This is a genomic window from Bacillus glycinifermentans (assembly GCF_001042475.2).
GTDB lineage: Bacteria > Bacillota > Bacilli > Bacillales > Bacillaceae > Bacillus > Bacillus glycinifermentans.
The window spans coordinates 196,671-215,040 of record NZ_LECW02000022.1; the positions used below are offsets into that span (position 1 = coordinate 196,671).

The window sequence follows — 18,370 nt, forward strand, 5'->3', positions numbered from 1 at the left end:
GCGCCTTCCAATCAAGGAGGGCACGGTGTTTATTTTTATTGGAGAATTACGGCTTTCGGCTGCCGTTTTTTCAGAATCGGCTGCAAAAACCTTGAGCGGTATGCGGTTCTGCCTCTCCTGACCGATGGAACGCTGATGTACAGGTTTTCTTCAGCTCTGGTCATCGCGACATAAAGGAGCCTTCTTTCTTCTTCCAAAGCGGACTCGTCTCCTTTTCTAGCCGTTTCCAATGCGAAATCATGGGGAAGCGAACCGTCGGCCGCTCCTAAAAGGTAGACGGTATTGAATTCAAGGCCTTTTGCGCGGTGAATTGTCAAAAGCTGAACCCCGCTTCCGTCAGGTTTATTTTTTTCAGCCGCTCTCATATGATCAACATGCGCGAGAAACTCCGGAATCGTCTTGAACCGCTTTGCAGCTGTTTTCAAATCGCGCAGGTCATCTGAGCCTTTTTCAAGCTTGTTCCCCTCGTTGCCGCGTTTTTTCAGATATTCGGAAAAACCCATCTTTTCCTCGGCAAACGTGATCGCTTCAACAGGTTTCATCGTTTTTAAACCGTGGAAAAAGGGAACGATTTTTTTGATTTTTTCAAGCTGGAATGATTTGATGCCGGTCAATTTTACAAGCGCCTGAACCATCGTACAGTCCTCTGTGATCGAGAGCGCCTTGAGCGTATTTAAGGCGGACTGCTTTAAAAAGAGAACGGGCAAAAGCTGTTTGACCGCATCCGGATCGTCTTCATTCTGGCTTAAGTACAAAAAGCTGAGGATCTGCCTGACGACTCTCCTGCTGTAGAATGACTGAACGCCCTGTTCCGCCGTATAGGGAATCGCTGACTGGTGAAGGCGTTCATAGATGGCGCGGCCGCCGCTGTTTGTCCGATACAGAACCGCGAAATCCTCCGGTTTTGCGCCCATCTTGATTTTCTCCTGGATGTCGGAGACGACCATGATCGCTTCCTCTTCTTCATCATATGGGTAAAATAAGAGCGGTTTTTTGGAATCGTCCTTTACGGCTTCCAACCTTTTGGGCCGGCGTTGTTTGTTTCTTTCGACGACTGCCTCGGCACTTGCGACAATCGGGTGGCTCGATCTGTAGTTCGTCGTCAGGTGAACCGTTTTGGCGTCCGGAAAATCCTTTTCAAAATCAAGAATAAAAGACGGACTGCTGCCCCTGAACGCATAAATCGACTGATCATCATCACCGACGCAGGTGATGTTGTTCTCCGGGCTGGCAAGCAGCTTGATGATCTCGTATTGGACAGGATTGATATCCTGAAACTCATCGATTAAAATCGCGTGAAACCGCGCTTGATACACTTGCAGCACATCAGGCCGTTCCTTGAACAGCTCATAGCATGCTGATGCCATATCGTCAAAATCGAATTGGCTGCGGGATTTCTTTTGCTGCTCATAATGCAGGTACAGCCGGTGCACGCGCTTTTCCCATTCGTCCTCAAGCGGGATGCGCTCTCCGGGCAGATAGGCGTTTTTCCAGTAGCCGATCTGCTGGAGCGCCTGGTCGATTGGAAAATCCTTTTCATCAAGACCTTCTTCGGCAAGCGCCATTTTGAGGTACTGCTCTTTTTGCCAGTCCCATTTCAGCAGGTGTTCCCCGTTCCATTTCGCCGGGTCGTGATGATAAAGAATTTTATAAAAAAGGCTGTGGAATGTCCCCGTTACCAGGCGGCTTACGGTCTGCCGCGCCAAGCCGTATTGCGAAGCCATCCGCTCCTTCATTTCCTTCACCGCTTTTGTGGTAAACGTAACGAGCAGGATAGCTGACGGCGGTACGTCGAAATGTGACATCATATAAGCGGCCCTTGCCGTTAATACGCGTGTCTTCCCGCTTCCTGCGCCGGCCAGCACGAGAAGGGGACCTTCTTGTGCGGAAACCGCTTCAGACTGTTTTTCATTTAAAGGGACATTCTGAAAAATCGGCTCAGGTTCCGTTTCCGTTTGCGGAGAAAAGCATTTGTGAACTGCCGCTTCCCGCGGAGGCATCCAAGCATCAGCCGTTTCCCGGACTTTACCGGCGATCGATTTTCCTTTTGGCAGGCGAAACACGCCGCTTTCCGTGTAGTCCGTTTCTTGTTTCGGCTGCTCATCTCCGCACGCCGCTTCGCATTTGGAAAAGTCTCCGCTGTCCCTGTGAAAAAAATGCGGTTCTTCATGAATCGTCAATTTCAAGCGCAGCGGCAGACCGCAATGTTTACATGTGATCTGATCTTTTTTTGCCTCTTCAAAAAGGAATTGAAGGTGTTCTCTCGAATATGTATGTATATGAATGTCTTTGTTATTCAATCGGGCGCATTTCAAAAAGAAGTCCCTCCGGTAATAGGTAGTTGTCTTCTTGTGAGACAACGTCTATCATATCAAATGAAAACCATTTAAAACAGTAGATTTTTGGGAATCGGAGCGCAGGGAGGAGATAAGATGGGTTATCTGCCGCCGGTTTATCATGATCAGTATACGCAGTACGCCAACCGCAGCGTCAGCCGGAAAGCCGATTATGCATCTATTCAAAAAACGGCTCGGGTGCCGAGCGAGAGGGCTTACCGCGAAGTGGAAAAAAGAGTCGAAAACGAGGCCTCTGCAGAAAGAAGCATGCAGGAAAAGAAACGGAAAAAAAGGCTGAACCGCCGAATCGCAGACAAGAAAAAGAGGGGCCGTTATGTAAATGAATCGGTGTGATGTATGTTCGATTTAAAGCTGAAAACCCCGGCCGCCGCCGGGGTTTTCATTATTTTTTACGCAGCTTTTTGAATCCGAAATATAAAATGATTAATGCTGCTGCGCCAAACATGATCGGCGTCGTATACGTTTTGGCCACATTTTCGACATGATCCCAACGGCTTCCAAGCTGTATCCCGAGATAAACAAATAAAATCGACCACGGGATGATCGCGAGTACGGTCAAGCCGACGAATTTCAAAAGCGGCATTTTGGCGATGCCCGCCGGAATGGAGATGGCATGGCGGACCACCGGGATAAAGCGGGCAGAAAACACAACTCCGGCTCCGTATTTCTCGAACCATTTTTCCGCCGTTTCGATGTGATGTTTTTGGATCAATAAGTATTTTCCGTATTTATATAAAAACGGACGTCCGCCGTAATAACCGATCCAGTACAGAAACATCTGGGCGATCGTTCCGCCGATGACGCCTGCGATGATGGCTCCGGTAAATGTGATGGAGCCGTTTGATACCATATACCCCCCGTATGCCAGCACGATTTCGCTCGGGATGATTTCAATCATTAAACCAATCGCTATCCCGAGGTAGCCGAGATCGGTCAGCCACATTAAAATGTCGTTCACTATGCTTCCCATTTTCGTTTTTTCACCCTGCCTTTACGATTCATCAGCCGAACTTTTGAAATAACGGCAGGGACTCCTGCCGTTTGCGACGGGAAACAAGCGAATGTCAAAACCCGCTTGGATGCGTCGTATGCCACGCCCACGCGCTTTGAATAATGGTTTGTAAATCGCTGTATTTCGGCTTCCATCCGGTATGCTCCTGAAGCGCCCTGCTGTCCGCCACAAGCACCGGCGGATCGCCCGCTCTGCGCTTGTCCGTTTGCTTTGGTATGTTTCGTTCCGTGATCGTTTCAGATGTTTCAATCATTTCTTTCACGGAATGTCCGGCCCCTGTCCCTACATTATAAACATTTTGCACCAGTCTGTCTTCATACAGGGCACCTAATGCCGACAAATGAGCCGCGGCCAGATCGAGAACGTGTATATAATCCCTGATGCAAGTTCCGTCAGGCGTCGGGTAATCGTCTCCAAAGATTGAGATTTTTTCCCTGCGGCCCAATGCCGTCTGCAGAATGAGAGGAATGAGGTGGCTTTCTGGATTGTGGTCTTCGCCGATGATTCCGTCCAGAGCTGCGCCGGCCGCATTGAAATAGCGAAGAGCTGCCCACTTGACATTATGCCTTTTTCCGACCCAGTGCAAATATTTTTCGATCATCAGCTTCGATTCGCCGTAAGGGTTAACCGGTTCAAGCGGGGCGGTTTCCCGAATCGGCTTGTCCCCTGTGATGCCGTAGACGGCTGCTGTCGATGAAAACACGATGTGCTTAACGCCTTCCTGTATGATCGTTTCAAAGAATGAACAAGATTTGATCGTGTTTTCCCTGAAGTAGAGTTCGGGTTTTTCGATCGATTCAGATACGAGGCTTTTCGCCGCAAAATGGATAACGGCATCGATGTTGTGCTTTCGGATGATCGATTTGACCAGGCCGCAGTCGCTGATATCGCCCTCGTAAAAGTGAGGAGTATGGACGGCTTCCCGGTGTCCCGTGGACAGGTTATCGAGGACGACAGCCGTGATGTTGCGATTTTTCAATTCAAGGACGGTATGGCTTCCGATATATCCGGCTCCTCCGGTCACGAGCACTGATTTCATTGTAAAGCTCCTTTCTGCGTTTCTTTCATAAGGACATTCTCGAGATAAGTTAACCGTTTTGGCCGCAGTTCGTCCCGCATGAGCCCGATTTCCATGCTTGCTTTAAAACACCGAGTTTGTCGCCGATATCGAATCTGCTGTCTTCCAATTGACGGGCATAAATGCTCCGCTCCCGGCAAATCGTCCTTCATGCGTCTGTCAGCTGTATTTCATTTCCCGCGCCTTTTGGGATCCGCTCAAGGACCCGGAAGATGGAAGGCTCCAAAACATAGCGGCCCATGACGGCGATATTCGAAGGTGCCTGCCGGACATCCGGTTTTTCCACCAAATCTTCAATGTCATATACTTTATTTTTTTGCGTGGATGTCTGAATGATCCCGTATTTCGAGACATCGGCCGCGTCGACAGTCTGAACGCCGATGACTGTTGTTTTGTATTCCTGATAGACGTCGATCCTGCTGCAATGCCGGTTTTTCCGATACCATGATGTCGTCGCCGAGCAGGACGGCAAACGGTTCATCACCGATGAAATGCCGTGCCGACAGCACCGCGTGTCCGAGTCCGAGGGGCTCTTTTTGACGGATATAATGGATGTTGGCCATATCGGCAATCGTCTGAATTTCTTTCAGCAGTTCGTGTTTTCCCTTGCTTTGCAGATTTTGTTCAAGCTCGACAGACCGGTCAAAATGGTCTTCGATCGAGCGTTTGTTTCTCCCTGTGATAATCAAAATATCCTCTATGCCGGACTGGACGGCTTCCTCCACGATGTATTGGATGGCCGGTTTATCGACGATCGGCAGCATCTCCTTAGGCTGCGCTTTTGTCGCCGGCAAAAATCTTATTCCTCATCCAGCAGCGGGAATGCCGGCTTTTTTTATTTTCATCATTATTCACTCCTATACATTTGTATTCTTATGAATCTATTTCCGGCTCCTGAAACACCCAAAGGCGGTTCCCGATAAAATTGATCACCATTCCTCCGACCGTTGCGGTCACTTTGCTGGAAACGAGGGACAGGCCCGCTTTTTGAAGGCCGTACAGCAGCAGAAAGGTGATTCCTGAAGCTGCCAGGTTGATGATGAGGAAGCGGATGATCTCCTGCCCGCGGACTTTTTCTTTTACCCGAAATGTCCACGTCCGATTCCAGATATAGCTGTTTAAGATGCCGGCCGTATATGAACAAACCTGTGCAAGCAGGTAGGGGACGTTCAGCGCCGTAAGCAGGAAAAATACTCCGAAATCTATGAGCGTGTTTCCGACTCCGACCGTACCGAAACGCAGCAATGTGACGAGTTTCTTTTTCATAACGGCATTCGATGTTTACCTCCCAACCGAAGAAACGGGCTGTTTTTAGGCCGTTTCTAAAACTTACAAATAACCTTAAATGATAATGTTGAATAAACGTTAAACAAAAGATGAACAAACTATGAAAAATGGGGAGAGGAGAAAAGAAAAAACCGCTCCATCTCGGATGGAACGGTTCTTTAATATAGCGTGCCCGGCGCTTACAGAGGCTGGCCTTTAACCATTTTGACGTGCGGAATATTCGCGTCTAAAAATTCTCCGGAAACGACACGGTAGCCGTGTTTTTCGTAAAAAGGAACGGCTTGTGTCTGGGCGTTCAGCATAAATTGGGAGGCGCCGAGCTTTTTCGCTTCGTTTTCGAGCGCCTCCATAATCAGGTTGCCGACGCCCGAAGAGCGGTAGTTTTGCAAGACGCAGATTCTTTCAAGCTTTCCATAGCCGTCGACGATGCGAAGGCGGCCGGCACCGATCGGCGCTTTTCCGTCATAGATGACGAGATGTGAAGATTCCTGATCAAGATGATCCATTTCTTCTTCAGGTGATACGTTTTGTTCTTTGATAAATACTTCCGTTCGAACGAAAAAAGCGTCTTTTAGCTGCTGATCATTCTTGACGATGACAGATTCCAATTGTTTTCTTCACACTCCTAAAATAAATGTTTCATAGACGGTCCAAGAGCCGTTATCCAACTGATAAAGCAGGTGAAAGCGGTCGATGACTTCTTCATGGGCCGCGTCTTGCATCTTAAGCGTTCCAAGCACATCGGAATGCTCGTCATCGGAAAGGTTTTGGGCAATCGTCACATGGGGAACAAACGCATACTCCGGCTTGCCTTCCAAAACGCCGCTGTACATTTTTTCGTGCAGCTCCGTTAATTCCCGTGTCGGTTCCGCTTTCATATAAATCACATTATGAACCGGGGCAAAAGAGCTGAACTTTGTAATTTTCAGCGTGACCGGCGCCATCTCTTTTGAAAGCTCCCTCAGGTGTGCAACGACTTTGCCGATGTCTTCTTCAGATGATTCAAACGGCGCTCTTAATGTGAGATGAGGCGGGATTAAGGCGTAATTCGGATCATAGCGTTTCCGGTAGGAATTTGCAATGTCCTGAAGTTTTTTTGATGGAAATAACACAATACCGTATTTCATTTTGTTCCCTCCTTAGACAATTTGTATGGTCTTAGTATAACAAAGATAGGCTTTTATTCGGAGAGCTAGAGCATTTTTTTTAAAGCGGGTGTGATTAAAGGCTGCCAGTATGTCCATTTATGGTCTCCGTCGAATGCTTCAAAGTGATAGTTCGTGTTCTTTTTTTGAAGCAGTTCTTTCAGCTGTTCATTAGGACCCGTGAAATCGAGTATCTGGTCGTCCGTCGTTTTGACCTCGGTCTCTTTTATGCCGATTTGATGATAGATCGAAATGAGCTGCAGGGAATCGGCGTCCGCAACTTTTTCAAGCACATGATTGTCGACGTAAGGTGACTGCATGATGACGTTTCCAAACATATTCGGATACTCGAGAGCTGTCATGAGGGAGACCGTCGCCCCGAGGGAATCTCCGATCAGCGTCCTGCCCGATCCGACTTGATATGTCGGATACTCGCGGTCTGTGAAAGGAACCAGCTCATGAGCCAAAAAGCGTTTATAAGCTTCAAATTTCGTTCCCTCCGGATGGTATGTACGCCTTCTTTCCTGCACGTTTTTGTAAGGGACGCCGATCACGATGCACCGTTCGATCTCGCCGTTTTTTATCAGCTCTTCGATCTGCCGGCTGATGCGTCCGAGCCGGAAATAGTCGTGACCATCCTGGGCGATGATAACGTGATATTTGTAGAGCGGGGAATAGCTGGCTGGCAAATAAACCAAAAGCTCCATTTCTTCGCCAAGCTCTTCCGAAAAAAGCGTTTTTTCCTGAATGACTCCTGTTTTTATGGCCAAGATGAACTCCTCCAAAAAGTAGGTTGTTAACGTTTCCATACATTGTAACACGAATGGCGCGAAAATTCTCTTTATAAGCGTCTTTTTCGGCAGGTTCCAATCGGTCTGGATCTGCTCAGCATAAAGAATTGAAAAAGACTATTGAAAATTCTCCTGAATTGGGGTAAAGTAAAGAACAATCAGAAAATTAAACACATTCTTATCACGAGAGGTGGAGGGACTGGCCCTTTGAAACCTCAGCAACCTGTTGCACTTGACCATGTCAGTGCACCAAGGTGCTAAATCCAGCAAGCGTTATGCTTGGAAGATAAGAAGAAGCGAATAATACCCCTTCTTCTTATGAAGAAGGGGTTTTTACTTTTTAAAGGATGGTGTCATATGACTGAACATGTACAAACAACACTGGCGCAAATCGGAAACCGCAGTGATGAAATAACAGGAACCGTCAATCCTCCGGTTTATTTCTCCTCCGCTTACAGGCACAGAGGAATCGGAGAATCCACGGGGTTTGACTATATTCGTACGAAAAATCCGACAAGACAACTCGTCGAAGACGCGATCGCGAAGCTTGAGGGAGGGACGCGCGGATTTGCGTTCAGCTCCGGCATGTCCGCCATTCAGACGATTATGGCGCTGTTTCAAAGCGGAGACGAACTGATCGTTTCCTCGGATTTGTACGGCGGGACGTACCGCCTGTTTGAAAACGAATGGAAAAAATACGGGCTGCGCTTTTTGTACGATGATTTTTCAGAAGAAGACTGTATCAAGTCAAAAATTACGGAAAATACAAAGGCCCTTTTTGTAGAAACTCCGACAAATCCGTTAATGCAGGAAACCGATATCAAAAAAGTCGCGAAAATTGCCAAGGAGCACGACTTGCTGCTGATTGTCGACAATACGTTTTACACCCCGGTTTTGCAGCGGCCGCTTGAGCTAGGCGCTGATCTTGTCATTCACAGTGCGACAAAGTACCTTGGCGGCCACAACGACCTTTTGGCAGGGCTCGTCGTCGCGAAAGGAGAAGAGCTGTCAGAGGAAATGTTTCAGCATCAAAACGCGATCGGCGCGGTTTTGTCACCGTTTGATTCGTGGCTCTTGATGAGAGGCATGAAAACGCTCGCTCTCAGAATGAAGCAGCACGAGGAAAACGCCCGGGAGCTCGCTTCATTTTTAGAGAAGCAGGAAGAGGTGGCAGACGTTCTTTACCCGGGAAGGGGCGGCATGCTATCATTCCGCGTTCAAAAGGAAGAATGGGTCAACCCGTTTCTGAAAAGCTTACAAACGATTTGCTTTGCCGAAAGCCTTGGCGGGGTGGAAAGCTTTATCACGTATCCGGCGACGCAGACCCACATGGATATCCCGGAGGATATCCGGATCGCCGGCGGCGTCTGCAACAGGCTGCTGCGCTTTTCCGTCGGAATCGAACACGTATCCGACTTGAAGCATGACCTGAAGCAGGCATTGCAAAAAGTAAAAGAGGAGGCGGTGCAGGCATGACTCACCGTAACTGGACGCTTGAAACAAAACTCGTACACAACCAGGCGAAAACGGATGCGGCGACCGGAGCCGTCAGCGTGCCGATCCAGCATGCATCGACCTTTCACCAGGCGTCTTTTGACCGGTTTGGCGAATACGATTACAGCCGTTCCGGCACCCCGACGAGAAAAGCGCTTGAAGATGCGATCGCAGAGCTTGAAGGCGGGACGCGAGGCTTTGCTTTTTCTTCGGGAATGGCCGCCATCTCTACCGCCTTTTTGCTTTTGTCAAAAGGGGATCACGTTCTTGTCACAAAAGATGTGTACGGGGGCACATACCGGATGATTACAGAGGTGATGAGCCGCTTCGGAATTGAGCATACATTCGTCGATATGACCGATCTGAATGAAATTGCCTTAAACATCAAGGAAAACACAAAAGTCATCTACCTTGAAACGCCTTCAAACCCGACGCTCGGGATTACGGATATCAGAGGCGTCGTCAAGCTTGCCAAAGCGCACGGCTGCCTGACATTCCTTGACAACACGTTCATGACCCCGGCGCTTCAGCGGCCGCTTGAGCTTGGGGTTGATGTCGTGCTGCACAGCGCGACAAAATTTTTAAGCGGGCACAGCGACGTCTTATCAGGGCTTGCCGTCGTCAAGGACAAAAAACTCGGCGAAACGCTTTATAAGCTGCAAAATTCGTTCGGAGCTGTTCTCGGCGTCCAGGACTGCTGGCTCGTGCTCAGGGGATTAAAAACGCTCCAAGTCCGCCTTGAAAAAGCAAGCAGAACGGCCCAGCAGCTTGCCGAATTTTTTGAGAAACATCCGGCTGTCAAGCGGGTGTATTATCCCGGACTTTCTTCACATCCGGGCGCCTCTGTGCATAAGCACCAGTCAAACGGCGCAGGGGCGGTGCTCTCCTTTGAACTCGAGAATGCCGCAGCCGTCAAAACACTTGTCGAACATGTCACGCTCCCGGTCTTCGCCGTCAGCTTGGGCGCAGTCGAGTCGATTCTTTCGTATCCTGCGAAAATGTCGCATGCCGCAATGCCGAAAGAAGAGCGGGAAAAACGGGGGATTACCGACGGTCTTTTAAGGCTCAGCGTCGGCGTGGAACACGCGGACGACTTACAGGCGGATTTTGCTCACGCCTTGCAAGCCGTATCAGGTACGCTCGCCCATTCGTCATAGCTTTGAAAGCCGGAGAAAAACCCCGGCTTCTTTGCCGTTTTCAGAGGCCGGAAAATCGGTTTCCGATCAAGGTTCCGACATATTGTCGATGAGATAGCCGAACGCTCCGACAAGCATGATCGGATCGACAGCCTTTAGCGATCGCCATCGCCGTCGCTCTCGTCGGACCTCCGACCGATGCGTTGCAGGCTAACAGGATCTCTTCGAGCAGAAAACGGAGCACCTTGCCGGCGGCGAATGAAACGAGTGAGATTCGTCATGGCAACGACAAAAACAAATCCCAAAAGGAGCGGGGCATTCATCAGAATGATCTGGAGACGGCGGCTGATCCATACAAAATAAACATTTTGAAAAAAGTAGTTGACGAAGCGATATAAACTGCATATAATAGAACTTGTCAGTAAGATAAATACCCAGTGAAACACATCATGATTCCGTAGCTCAGCTGGGAGAGCGCTACCTTGACAGGGTAGAGGTCGCTGGTTCGAGCCCAGTCGGAATCATACGAATAACCCTTGCGCAGCAAGGGTTATTTTTTTTTCTGAAAAATAGATCAAAAAATTCAATTGTTGGCTTCAGCAGTTCCTCAGGTTAACATGTTAAAAGCCCTGAAGAGTATAAAAAAAGAAAATAAACAATACAACAAATGTTACGACAATGACCACTTCTTTAGTATAGTTTTTGTCATTTTCCTGCTCTTGTCTCCGCTTTCTCACCTCCATCCTATACTTTTTTTGTATCTCTTTTTTCTTTTCATCTATTTTCACGATTACTCCCTCCTGACTCATTCCAGTCGATCAATCCATAAATTCACCTTTTTACTCAATTCCCCTTCTGAATAACTGAATTAGAAATGAAAAAGTTATTTTTGTTCATATTCATTCGGGAGGTCGGATTGTTGAGAAAAACTTTTTTTGTTGCTTGTATTTGCATCGTGCTCTCATTTCTGAATTCTGTTCATCTGGAAGCTCAGAATATTAACAACAAAGATATGTATGATGCATTTCTCACCTTATTAGATCCTTATGCAAGTAAAGCCATTAAACAAGGCTATGGGTTATATGATGCAAAAGTAATATCCATTGAACGTGTGAACATGGGAAGAACAGAAGCTGAGAAAAGAATAAATGATGGTTCATTCGATTTTATAGTAAAGGTTCAATACAGAACTTTAACTGGTCCTCATCACCCAGCTGAAACAATTGAGGAGCTGACCTTTAGAATTAAACCTAGTGGTGTGAAATATTGACAAGCAGAGCGGCTTATATAGCGAGGGAAATGCGACGGGTTATGACAACAGTCAGGAAGCGGAACGTATATCGTCTAGGTGTTCTGTTTTAAGGATTCAAAAAAGAAAATCGATTGGAAGCTTTAATTCTAAAAAGGTTCGGATAACGGAAGGGATTTAAATAAAAGAGGGCTTCTTTTTGAGATAAAGCCCTCCTTTAAGGTTCTCTAGGACTTGGAAACTCCATAGGGCGGACCATTAGACAAATTTCGTCATTGTTTTCATTTTTCGAGAAGATGTTATAATGAGAAGCCATGAAATGATTTGAAGAGGAGGAATTTCGATGCATTACATAACTGCATGCTTAAAAATCATCAGTGATAAAGACCTGAATGAAATAATGATGGAATTCAAAAAACTTGAGGAAGAAACTAACAAAGAAGAAGGGTGTATTAAATTCCATGCTTATCCGCTTGAACCATCAGAACGCAAAATAATGCTTTGGGAGATTTGGGAAAACGAAGAAGCTGTCAAAGTCCATTTCACAAAAAAACACACAAAAGACGTTCAAAAACAAGAATTAACGGAAGTAGAATGGTTAATGAAAAGCAATGTAAATGATTAAAAGGCTCCTTAAAATGCGACATTCAATAAGGGTGTTAAAGGTGGATTAAAATCATAAAAGGCTCCCTCTTTAATAAAGAGAGAGCCTTTTTAGTTCATAATTTATAAACCAACTTAATTGTTGTTGTATCTTCTGTTATATTAATCGTGTACTTATGGGAATCATTCTTAGATTCTAAGTTATATAGAATGACATCATATTTTCCAGTCTCTGTCTCCCGCTTTATATTTCCTGTCTTATCAGTAGTGCCGGTTTCATGCCCAATGGTCGCTCTCATATTCTCTTTATCGGATCTCAGATCTTCTACAGCTTTTATATTTTTTAGTGGTTTATCGTTTTTATCACTTACTTTAACAGTAACTGTAGTCATAATAGGTTTGTCCTTCGTTGTAGGTATATCTTTGTTATTGGCGCTGCCACAGCCGGAAATGAATATAGAGAACAGAGTGATGAGCAGACAATTCGAGATGAATTTTAACATTATAGACACTTCCAGTAGCTTATATTATCAAATGCTGACTGTGTAATTCGAGTACCGCTGTTGTAAATAAAGTTGTTTTTATCCCCTTGCCAATGTTCCCATGCATGAATACCAACTGCGTTATTATTTGACTTGTATACAGGGCCTCCACTTTGACCAGGTGACATATCAATAGTGTACCTAATGGAAAGAGGTTCAGTTAGCAGTATGCTCCCGGAGTCCTTCCACATAGTTCCACCAGGTTTACTCCCTGGATATCCTTGAACAGTTACTTTAGTTCCGGAAAGGCTTGCAGCTTGCCACTCATAACCTAACCATCCAACTCTATCCCCTAATTTACTTTCTACTTTAATCGCACCATAATCAAAGTTAGGGTCTTGATGTTCTGTCCAACCTTTAACAGAATGCGCGGTTTTTTCCCAAGTATGGCTATATGGATTGCTCTTGCCGTTTTTTCCTGGAACAACTTTTATAGATTTTGCCCAGCCACCTTGGCTTTTGTTATGTAAGCAATGGCCGGCCGTAGCGATTGTATCAGGGCCTAGCACTAAGAGATGTATTTACACCCCCTCAAATTAAGCATTTAAAAAGAAAACTTCGAATAAATAATCAGGTTTCTGTTGCGACTTTATCGGAACAGCATTGGGGACTCATATTTGAAACAATGGTGAAGCATGTTCCAAAATTCAGATGGCCAAAAATAAAAAAAGCGAAATTAAACCATATAAAGTGATACCACATGCCAAAATCGTAAATGACAAGTTGTAAAATCAGCAATAAAGACCTTGAAGATTCTCCTTTAGTATACCTGAAATTCCCGATCATATTTTTTTTGAAGAAGAAAATGATAATTTGATGAAAGGAGGATTTTTTAAATGACAAAAAATAAGCAGCAGCAAAAACAAAAACAAAAACATTCCCAATTACTTGGTTCAAATATTACGGATACTGAGTTTGCACAAGAACTTGGAAGCCTTCAGCAACAGCTTGCTCAATTAAACCAAAATATATCCCAATTAGGAGCATCTCAACAACAAAGCGGCCAAGGCCAAGCTCAGCAAGGTTCTCAATTGAATCAAATGAATCAACAGATTCAGCAATTTGGTTCTCAATCTCAACAGCAAATCCAGCAGACTGACCAACAAATTCAGCAAAATATCCAACAAGCTGACCAACTGCTTCATCAAGCGCTTCAAGGCATTCAAACTAATCAGGCGATGAACAAAGTGAGTCAAGCGGTTCAACAGGCTCAACAATCATTAAATCAGCAAGGACAGCAGGGGCAGCAAGGGCAGCAAAACCAACAAAACCAACAGTTCCAACCGCCGTTACAATAAAGCTGCACAAAAAAGAGCCTTTAAAACGGCTCTTTTTGATCGTTCGTTCCAAGCAGCTTTATCAACAAGCCGCTCAACAAACCCAGACGCTTGTTGATTCGCTTGAACCGCGTCTTCAGCAAGTTTGAACAAGAAGAACAACAACATAAACAGCAGTAAGGGTTGAAAAGGTTGGTAATCATCATGACCAACCTTTTTTAAATGAGGTTTTGACTGAAAATCGTAAGGGGCGAGCTGTTCCAGTATTCTCCAAGAGCAGAATACAAGAATTCTCATTGGAAAATGTCCTGAAACATACCAGCATAAACAATTACGATGCGGCGAAAAATACAGTTGAATGATTATATGAAGGAAGTGGTGGAAATTGAATTTTCAATGGATTACAACACTGTTTAGAAATAGAGATCTGATCGGCAGGAGAAGAAACAGAGGGGCCATGTGGATGTCTTTATTAGGATTAGGAATTAGCCTGGCTGCATATCTGTTCAGAAGGAATGGAAACAAAAATAAACAACAAAACAATTTGCCAAATGTAGCTTCAGCGCTGACCAGTGAGTTTTCAAATGAATTAAAGCCTAATCAAAATGCGTTTAACACTAAGAAGAACTAACTTTAAAAAGTAGTGCCATCCCTGTCATTACAATCGTTTTGATTGTGAGCAGCCATTGATTAAAGACAGACAGTTCTATAAAGACCTGTCTGTCTTCTGCTTACCCTTTTAAAGAAATTCGTTGCCGTCTTCATCGCTGAATTGCGCATATGACCCTTCCATGTCTTCTATTTGGGCCATGTCAAGCACCGGCCTTTTCTTCACTCTGTTGTGGTTCGTTTCCAATTCTCGAAGCAAACTGACCGGAAAGCATTTGAATCCATCCTAATAAACCCTAAGTTCAGACAAAAACACTTGAGCTTACCCGAAATCAGCCTAAACGCTCTTATCGGTATCACTTCAATGGTAAAGAAGAGGTCAACAGTTTGAGTTTGTTTGGGAACTTAAATCCGAACGATGAAGGTAAGTAATAAAATGGAAATCCGTTGGCGTCCAATTTTGCCAACAATCATCATTTTTATTAGAAGTCATCAGATGTACGATTCAATTTTAATAAAAGGGTTTATCAGAATCAAATATACTTGTTCAGAAGGCGACAGGGGAGAGGCCGTTGAAGTCAGTAAAAAGCCATTCTCGAATCTCAAGAATGGCTTTTTACTTTTCTTACGAAGGTATTCACGATTCAATCGAGGTTAAAAAAGCCGATCGTATATGGTCAAGTTCCCATTAAGTAAATATTTTTTTATCTATAAACAAGACCGCCATCAGTCAATATAGCTTGTCCAGTAATATAATCCGAATCATCTGAAGCTAAAAAAGATACTAAATTAGCAACATCTTCAGGCGTTTGATATCTTTTAAGTGCTATTTCTGAGGAGAATTTTTCAAAAGCTTCTCCTGATTTAAGATCATCGCTGTATTTTACCATTTCTTCATCAATTCTATCCCACATTTTTGTTTTTGCAACACCAGGACAGTATGCATTTACAGTTATTTTATATTTAGCCAGCTCTTTAGCGGCTGAATGTGTGAAAGATTTTACAGCATGTTTAGTTGCAGAATAAGTAGCAAGCATTTCAAATGATTCGTGACCTGCTATGCTGCAAGCATTAATGATTTTTCCTTTTGTTTCTTGCATAATAAATTGTTCAGCGGCAGCTTGAGTGCCAAAAACTACGCCATTCACATTAATTTTGAATAATCTATTAAGCTGTTCTTCTGTAATTTCCAAAAATGGAGAAACTGCATCGATACCTGCATTGTTTACAAAAACGTCTAAACGGCCAAAGGCGTCTACTGATTCTTTAACTAAATTAAATTGGTCTTCTCGTTTAGATACATCCCCTTTAACACCGATAACATCAAAGTTCTTTTCTTTCAATTCTGAAACAGTTTCGTTTAGTAATGCTTCATTTATATCATGTATTACGACGCTAAATCCATCGTTGCATAGTCTCTCTGCTATGCCTTTCCCCAATCCTCCAGCTGATCCGGTAACAATAGCTACTTTTCTCATAGAGCTCTCCCCCTTTTGTTAGGAAATTATGATAAGTTTTGTCTATTTTAGTATAACAAACCATATGGGGCGAGTTCAAAGCAAAGATAATGTATAACTTGACATTGAAGTGCTTATTGCTTTGCTGCAATGATTAAGTCTCTCTCTGTTTAGCAACAAAAAGAGGAGACGTATTTTTCTCCTTTTCAGCTTCTTCAGGAACATCAATGCACGACTTCTTTTTATCCCGTGCATAGTTAAGTAACTTTTGTTAAGCATTGGCCCAATTATACATAGACAATCTACAAGAACACAAACAGTCAAATATAATCTTAATAATATAAAAAAGGAGTGATAGGCTTGTTTCATCGTCAATATCCTGTAACGCCATATTCTTATTATATAAACCCAGTTTTTCCTATAAACCCATATCTCGTTCATGCCAGTGGCCGTCCGTGTCCCGTATTGCCTCCTGGGGCCTGCCAATATATATTGAATGATGAAGGCTATTGTGAATTAGTTTGCATCCAGTAGAAACATGCTCTTTAAATGGGGGGGATTGCAACTATCTCCAATCCTCTTATTCCTTTCTCCCCAAGTGATCAGCTATCGGAGACGGCAAAATTGCGTATGTGACCCGCAAAGATTGCGCTTTTGTTGCCTCTTTAAACGCCGAGAAGCGTTGTCCGGACACGATCGCTTATATCAATAGAAACTGAACAAATGGCAGACTTTATGAATCCTTCGGCATGCCGAAGGAAATGGCGAAACCATTGGCTTCCTTCGATACACCGAGGCAAAAGGGAAGTAACCTTAGACGTCCATAGCGCTTCAAGAGTTGACTGGCAATTCTCGACAAGCTTGAAGAGTTTTTTAGAAGAGAGTACACGAATGCCATTGATAAAGCAAGAAACAGACAGATCTAAAAAGAACCTGTCTGTCTTCTGCTTACCCTTTTAAAAGAAATTCGTTGCCGTCTTCATCGCTGAATTGCACATATGTGCCCCATTGCATTTCCTGCGGCTCTCCTTTAAACTCCACTCCATTTGTTTTCATCTTTTTATATGTCTCGAGAACATGGTCGCATTCAAATACAATGGATGCCTTCATGTTTTCAGAGCTTTTCATCATTGCCTTCGGGTAAATGACCAAACGAGTCTGGGCATTTTGCGGGGCGACTTCAAGCCAAAATGCTTCCGGCCCCATCGGGTGCTCTGCCACTACCTCAAAGCCTGCTTTATTGATCCAAAAATCCTTTGCCTTTTGCTGATCTTCAACGTATACTGCAACAGTTCCTACATTTGTGATCATCAGAAATCCTCCTTCAATCAATGTCAGTTCCTATAGTAGTAAAATCCGGTTTATTCATCTTGTAAAAAAACGACGTTCTCCTGTTTATTTTGTCCTTGGTTCTTTTTTTCTAATATCCAGTTTTTATACTCTTTCGGAGTCAGACCTATACATTCTTTAAAGTCTTTCGAAAAATGAGCATAGTCGTAGTAGCCGAATTCGTGCATACAATCATGAAGGTCTGTTTCGGGAGCAAAGAATATTTTCAACCGAACTTGATTAAACCTCGCTACTTTGCTCAACTTTTTTGGAGACAGCCCCGTGAGCTCCAGTACTTTTCGTTCAAATTGCCTTTGAGAGTAATGACTCCTTGAAACCAAAGTTTGTATGTCTTGTTGAACAGGGAATTCATACAGTTCAGTTAAAATTCGAATAAAATGTTTATCAACAAAATGGTTTTGTTTGAATGAATTTAACATAAATTTATGAAGAAGCGTCATTCCTTCTTCCAATTCAAGATCCTTTAATCGGCTCTCAATATGTTCAATGGTGTTTTGTTTAAATAGTGTGTCAAGAGGTACAAATTTGTCCCTGAGTTCCTTTATATCGGTATCAACCCAAAACTTTAACCCCCAGGGTTTTAGACGAATCCCGAATAAGCGGATGTTGCCGTGTGCGGTTAATCGGTGGTAATGCGTTAATGACCCTATTAAAAAAGAAGTGTCCATCAATTGATTTTGAACTTTGTATTTCGTGCCAAAATGAAAGATCATTTCATAGCACCCATCCGGCCAAAGTATTTCCTCGTTGTCGGATTCATGATATTCCCTATTTAAATACCAGAAGCATTTGATATACGGTTCTAATTCAGCTGGCGGTTTCTTTTCTTCATACTTCATTTGTTTTACTCCATTATGTATGATTGTCATTCAGAATTATTATAACCTACGAACGCTCATTTTTATTTTATCCAGCCTTGTACTGAAGCATCTTTATATGGATGGGAAATTTGTGTAATAAACTTAACGAAAGGAGGAAGAAGG

Annotated in this window: 20 protein-coding genes, 1 tRNA gene, 4 pseudogenes and 1 riboswitch; of the genes and pseudogenes, 9 read left to right on the forward strand and 16 right to left on the reverse strand. The window is 44.2% G+C overall.

The window, feature by feature from the left end:
* Window positions 1-35 precede the first annotated feature (35 nt).
* Window positions 36-2,315 carry an ATP-dependent helicase gene (locus AB447_RS14780; protein ID WP_048355700.1) on the reverse strand — a complete coding sequence of 760 codons (2,280 nt, stop codon included), beginning with the start codon at window positions 2,313-2,315 and terminating at the stop codon, window positions 36-38.
* 117 nt (window positions 2,316-2,432) lie between these two features.
* Between AB447_RS14780 and AB447_RS14785 the strand changes: the two genes are divergently transcribed.
* Entirely contained in the window at window positions 2,433-2,690 is a 258-nt protein-coding gene (locus AB447_RS14785; protein ID WP_048355701.1) for a hypothetical protein, read from the forward strand.
* A gap of 49 nt (window positions 2,691-2,739) precedes the next feature.
* Here AB447_RS14785 and uptA read toward each other — a convergent pair whose 3' ends face one another.
* The 7 genes and pseudogenes from uptA to AB447_RS14820 form a co-directional block, all read right to left on the reverse strand.
* Window positions 2,740-3,327 (reverse strand): undecaprenyl phosphate transporter UptA, encoded by a 588-nt coding sequence (uptA, locus tag AB447_RS14790; protein WP_048355702.1) that lies wholly within the window; start codon window positions 3,325-3,327, stop codon window positions 2,740-2,742.
* Window positions 3,328-3,421: 94 nt separating this feature from the next.
* The gene (gene galE, locus AB447_RS14795; protein WP_048355703.1) at window positions 3,422-4,408 is read right to left on the reverse strand and encodes a UDP-glucose 4-epimerase GalE; all 987 of its coding nucleotides are present in this window, start codon (window positions 4,406-4,408) and stop codon (window positions 3,422-3,424) included.
* Window positions 4,405-5,250: pseudogene (galU, locus tag AB447_RS14800) on the reverse strand (UTP--glucose-1-phosphate uridylyltransferase GalU). The gene galE and the pseudogene galU overlap by 4 nt, the downstream one beginning before the upstream one ends.
* A gap of 70 nt (window positions 5,251-5,320) precedes the next feature.
* On the reverse strand, window positions 5,321-5,713 hold the full coding sequence (locus AB447_RS14805) for a GtrA family protein (protein ID WP_048355704.1): 393 nt from the start codon (window positions 5,711-5,713) through the stop codon (window positions 5,321-5,323).
* Between the two features lie 200 nt (window positions 5,714-5,913).
* The gene (locus tag AB447_RS14810; protein ID WP_048355705.1) at window positions 5,914-6,342 is read right to left on the reverse strand and encodes a GNAT family N-acetyltransferase; all 429 of its coding nucleotides are present in this window, start codon (window positions 6,340-6,342) and stop codon (window positions 5,914-5,916) included.
* Window positions 6,343-6,351: 9 nt separating this feature from the next.
* Window positions 6,352-6,861, reverse strand: a complete 510-nt coding sequence (locus tag AB447_RS14815; protein ID WP_048355706.1) for a YjcG family protein — start codon at window positions 6,859-6,861, stop codon at window positions 6,352-6,354.
* A 65-nt stretch (window positions 6,862-6,926) separates the two neighbouring features.
* Window positions 6,927-7,649, reverse strand: a complete 723-nt coding sequence (locus AB447_RS14820; protein WP_048355707.1) for an esterase family protein — start codon at window positions 7,647-7,649, stop codon at window positions 6,927-6,929.
* A gap of 196 nt (window positions 7,650-7,845) precedes the next feature.
* Window positions 7,846-7,963, forward strand: a riboswitch (SAM riboswitch).
* Window positions 7,964-8,027: 64 nt separating this feature from the next.
* Here AB447_RS14820 and AB447_RS14825 point away from each other — a divergent pair.
* Together AB447_RS14825 and metC are read left to right on the forward strand one after the other, a co-directional pair.
* Window positions 8,028-9,146 (forward strand): methionine biosynthesis PLP-dependent protein, encoded by a 1,119-nt coding sequence (locus AB447_RS14825; protein ID WP_057957622.1) that lies wholly within the window; start codon window positions 8,028-8,030, stop codon window positions 9,144-9,146.
* Entirely contained in the window at window positions 9,143-10,321 is a 1,179-nt protein-coding gene (gene metC / locus AB447_RS14830; protein ID WP_048355708.1) for a cystathionine beta-lyase, read from the forward strand. Before AB447_RS14825 ends, metC begins: the two co-directional genes overlap by 4 nt.
* Before the next feature lie 40 nt (window positions 10,322-10,361).
* Here the strand turns inward: metC and AB447_RS25310 are convergent.
* A pseudogene (locus AB447_RS25310) lies at window positions 10,362-10,629 on the reverse strand (DUF819 family protein); the annotation flags it as partial.
* Between the two features lie 122 nt (window positions 10,630-10,751).
* Here AB447_RS25310 and AB447_RS14835 point away from each other — a divergent pair.
* Window positions 10,752-10,824 (forward strand) — tRNA-Val (locus AB447_RS14835).
* A gap of 96 nt (window positions 10,825-10,920) precedes the next feature.
* Here AB447_RS14835 and AB447_RS26320 read toward each other — a convergent pair.
* Window positions 10,921-11,088: a hypothetical protein gene (locus AB447_RS26320; protein ID WP_096892090.1), complete on the reverse strand. Its 168-nt coding sequence runs from the start codon at window positions 11,086-11,088 to the stop codon at window positions 10,921-10,923.
* A 131-nt stretch (window positions 11,089-11,219) separates the two neighbouring features.
* Between AB447_RS26320 and AB447_RS14840 the strand changes: the two genes are divergently transcribed.
* Complete coding sequence (locus tag AB447_RS14840; RefSeq protein WP_053071216.1) at window positions 11,220-11,570, forward strand: DUF3888 domain-containing protein; 351 nt, start codon at window positions 11,220-11,222, stop codon at window positions 11,568-11,570.
* 322 nt (window positions 11,571-11,892) lie between these two features.
* The gene (locus tag AB447_RS14845) at window positions 11,893-12,174 is read left to right on the forward strand and encodes a putative quinol monooxygenase (protein ID WP_057957623.1); all 282 of its coding nucleotides are present in this window, start codon (window positions 11,893-11,895) and stop codon (window positions 12,172-12,174) included.
* A 94-nt stretch (window positions 12,175-12,268) separates the two neighbouring features.
* Here the strand turns inward: AB447_RS14845 and AB447_RS14850 are convergent, their stop codons facing one another.
* Both AB447_RS14850 and AB447_RS14855 read right to left on the reverse strand, forming a co-directional pair.
* Window positions 12,269-12,655: a DUF2606 family protein gene (locus AB447_RS14850; protein ID WP_057957624.1), complete on the reverse strand. Its 387-nt coding sequence runs from the start codon at window positions 12,653-12,655 to the stop codon at window positions 12,269-12,271.
* A complete protein-coding gene (locus AB447_RS14855) occupies window positions 12,655-13,203 on the reverse strand; it encodes a trypsin-like serine peptidase (protein WP_053075449.1) in 549 nt (182 codons plus the stop codon). The genes AB447_RS14850 and AB447_RS14855 overlap by 1 nt, the downstream gene beginning before the upstream one ends.
* A 327-nt stretch (window positions 13,204-13,530) precedes the next feature.
* Here AB447_RS14855 and AB447_RS14860 point away from each other — a divergent pair, with 327 nt between their 5' ends.
* The 3 genes and pseudogenes from AB447_RS14860 (at window position 13,531) to AB447_RS14870 (ending at window position 14,602) form a co-directional block, all read left to right on the forward strand.
* Entirely contained in the window at window positions 13,531-13,992 is a 462-nt protein-coding gene (locus tag AB447_RS14860) for a hypothetical protein (protein WP_048356401.1), read from the forward strand.
* A gap of 44 nt (window positions 13,993-14,036) precedes the next feature.
* A pseudogene (locus AB447_RS25870) lies at window positions 14,037-14,151 on the forward strand (DUF1657 domain-containing protein); the annotation flags it as partial.
* Between the two features lie 205 nt (window positions 14,152-14,356).
* Window positions 14,357-14,602: a hypothetical protein gene (locus tag AB447_RS14870; protein WP_048356403.1), complete on the forward strand. Its 246-nt coding sequence runs from the start codon at window positions 14,357-14,359 to the stop codon at window positions 14,600-14,602.
* A gap of 156 nt (window positions 14,603-14,758) precedes the next feature.
* Here AB447_RS14870 and AB447_RS26890 read toward each other — a convergent pair.
* The 4 genes and pseudogenes from AB447_RS26890 to AB447_RS14885 all read right to left on the reverse strand — a co-directional run.
* A pseudogene (locus AB447_RS26890) lies at window positions 14,759-14,839 on the reverse strand (YolD-like family protein); the annotation flags it as partial.
* Window positions 14,840-15,284: 445 nt separating this feature from the next.
* Window positions 15,285-16,058: an acetoin reductase gene (locus AB447_RS14875; protein WP_048356404.1), complete on the reverse strand. Its 774-nt coding sequence runs from the start codon at window positions 16,056-16,058 to the stop codon at window positions 15,285-15,287.
* 927 nt (window positions 16,059-16,985) lie between these two features.
* A complete protein-coding gene (locus tag AB447_RS14880) occupies window positions 16,986-17,348 on the reverse strand; it encodes a VOC family protein (protein ID WP_048356405.1) in 363 nt (120 codons plus the stop codon).
* A 50-nt stretch (window positions 17,349-17,398) separates the two neighbouring features.
* Window positions 17,399-18,226: an AraC family transcriptional regulator gene (locus AB447_RS14885; protein ID WP_048356406.1), complete on the reverse strand. Its 828-nt coding sequence runs from the start codon at window positions 18,224-18,226 to the stop codon at window positions 17,399-17,401.
* Between the last annotated feature and the right edge of the window lie 144 nt (window positions 18,227-18,370).

Excerpts from the sequence above, each read along its gene's own strand:
- AB447_RS14860 (WP_048356401.1), top strand. The coding sequence starts at position 13,531 with ATGACAAAAAATAAGCAGCAGCAAAAACAAAAACAAAAACATTCCCAA.
- AB447_RS14815 (WP_048355706.1), bottom strand. The coding sequence starts at position 6,861 with ATGAAATACGGTATTGTGTTATTTCCATCAAAAAAACTTCAGGACATT.
- AB447_RS14825 (WP_057957622.1), top strand. The coding sequence starts at position 8,028 with ATGACTGAACATGTACAAACAACACTGGCGCAAATCGGAAACCGCAGT.
- AB447_RS14845 (WP_057957623.1), top strand. The coding sequence starts at position 11,893 with ATGCATTACATAACTGCATGCTTAAAAATCATCAGTGATAAAGACCTG.
- uptA (WP_048355702.1), bottom strand. The coding sequence starts at position 3,327 with ATGGGAAGCATAGTGAACGACATTTTAATGTGGCTGACCGATCTCGGC.
- AB447_RS14850 (WP_057957624.1), bottom strand. The coding sequence starts at position 12,655 with ATGTTAAAATTCATCTCGAATTGTCTGCTCATCACTCTGTTCTCTATA.
- AB447_RS14875 (WP_048356404.1), bottom strand. The coding sequence starts at position 16,058 with ATGAGAAAAGTAGCTATTGTTACCGGATCAGCTGGAGGATTGGGGAAA.
- AB447_RS14805 (WP_048355704.1), bottom strand. The coding sequence starts at position 5,713 with ATGAAAAAGAAACTCGTCACATTGCTGCGTTTCGGTACGGTCGGAGTC.
- AB447_RS14880 (WP_048356405.1), bottom strand. The coding sequence starts at position 17,348 with ATGATCACAAATGTAGGAACTGTTGCAGTATACGTTGAAGATCAGCAA.
- galE (WP_048355703.1), bottom strand. The coding sequence starts at position 4,408 with ATGAAATCAGTGCTCGTGACCGGAGGAGCCGGATATATCGGAAGCCAT.
- AB447_RS14885 (WP_048356406.1), bottom strand. The coding sequence starts at position 18,226 with ATGAAGTATGAAGAAAAGAAACCGCCAGCTGAATTAGAACCGTATATC.
- metC (WP_048355708.1), top strand. The coding sequence starts at position 9,143 with ATGACTCACCGTAACTGGACGCTTGAAACAAAACTCGTACACAACCAG.
- AB447_RS14785 (WP_048355701.1), top strand. The coding sequence starts at position 2,433 with ATGGGTTATCTGCCGCCGGTTTATCATGATCAGTATACGCAGTACGCC.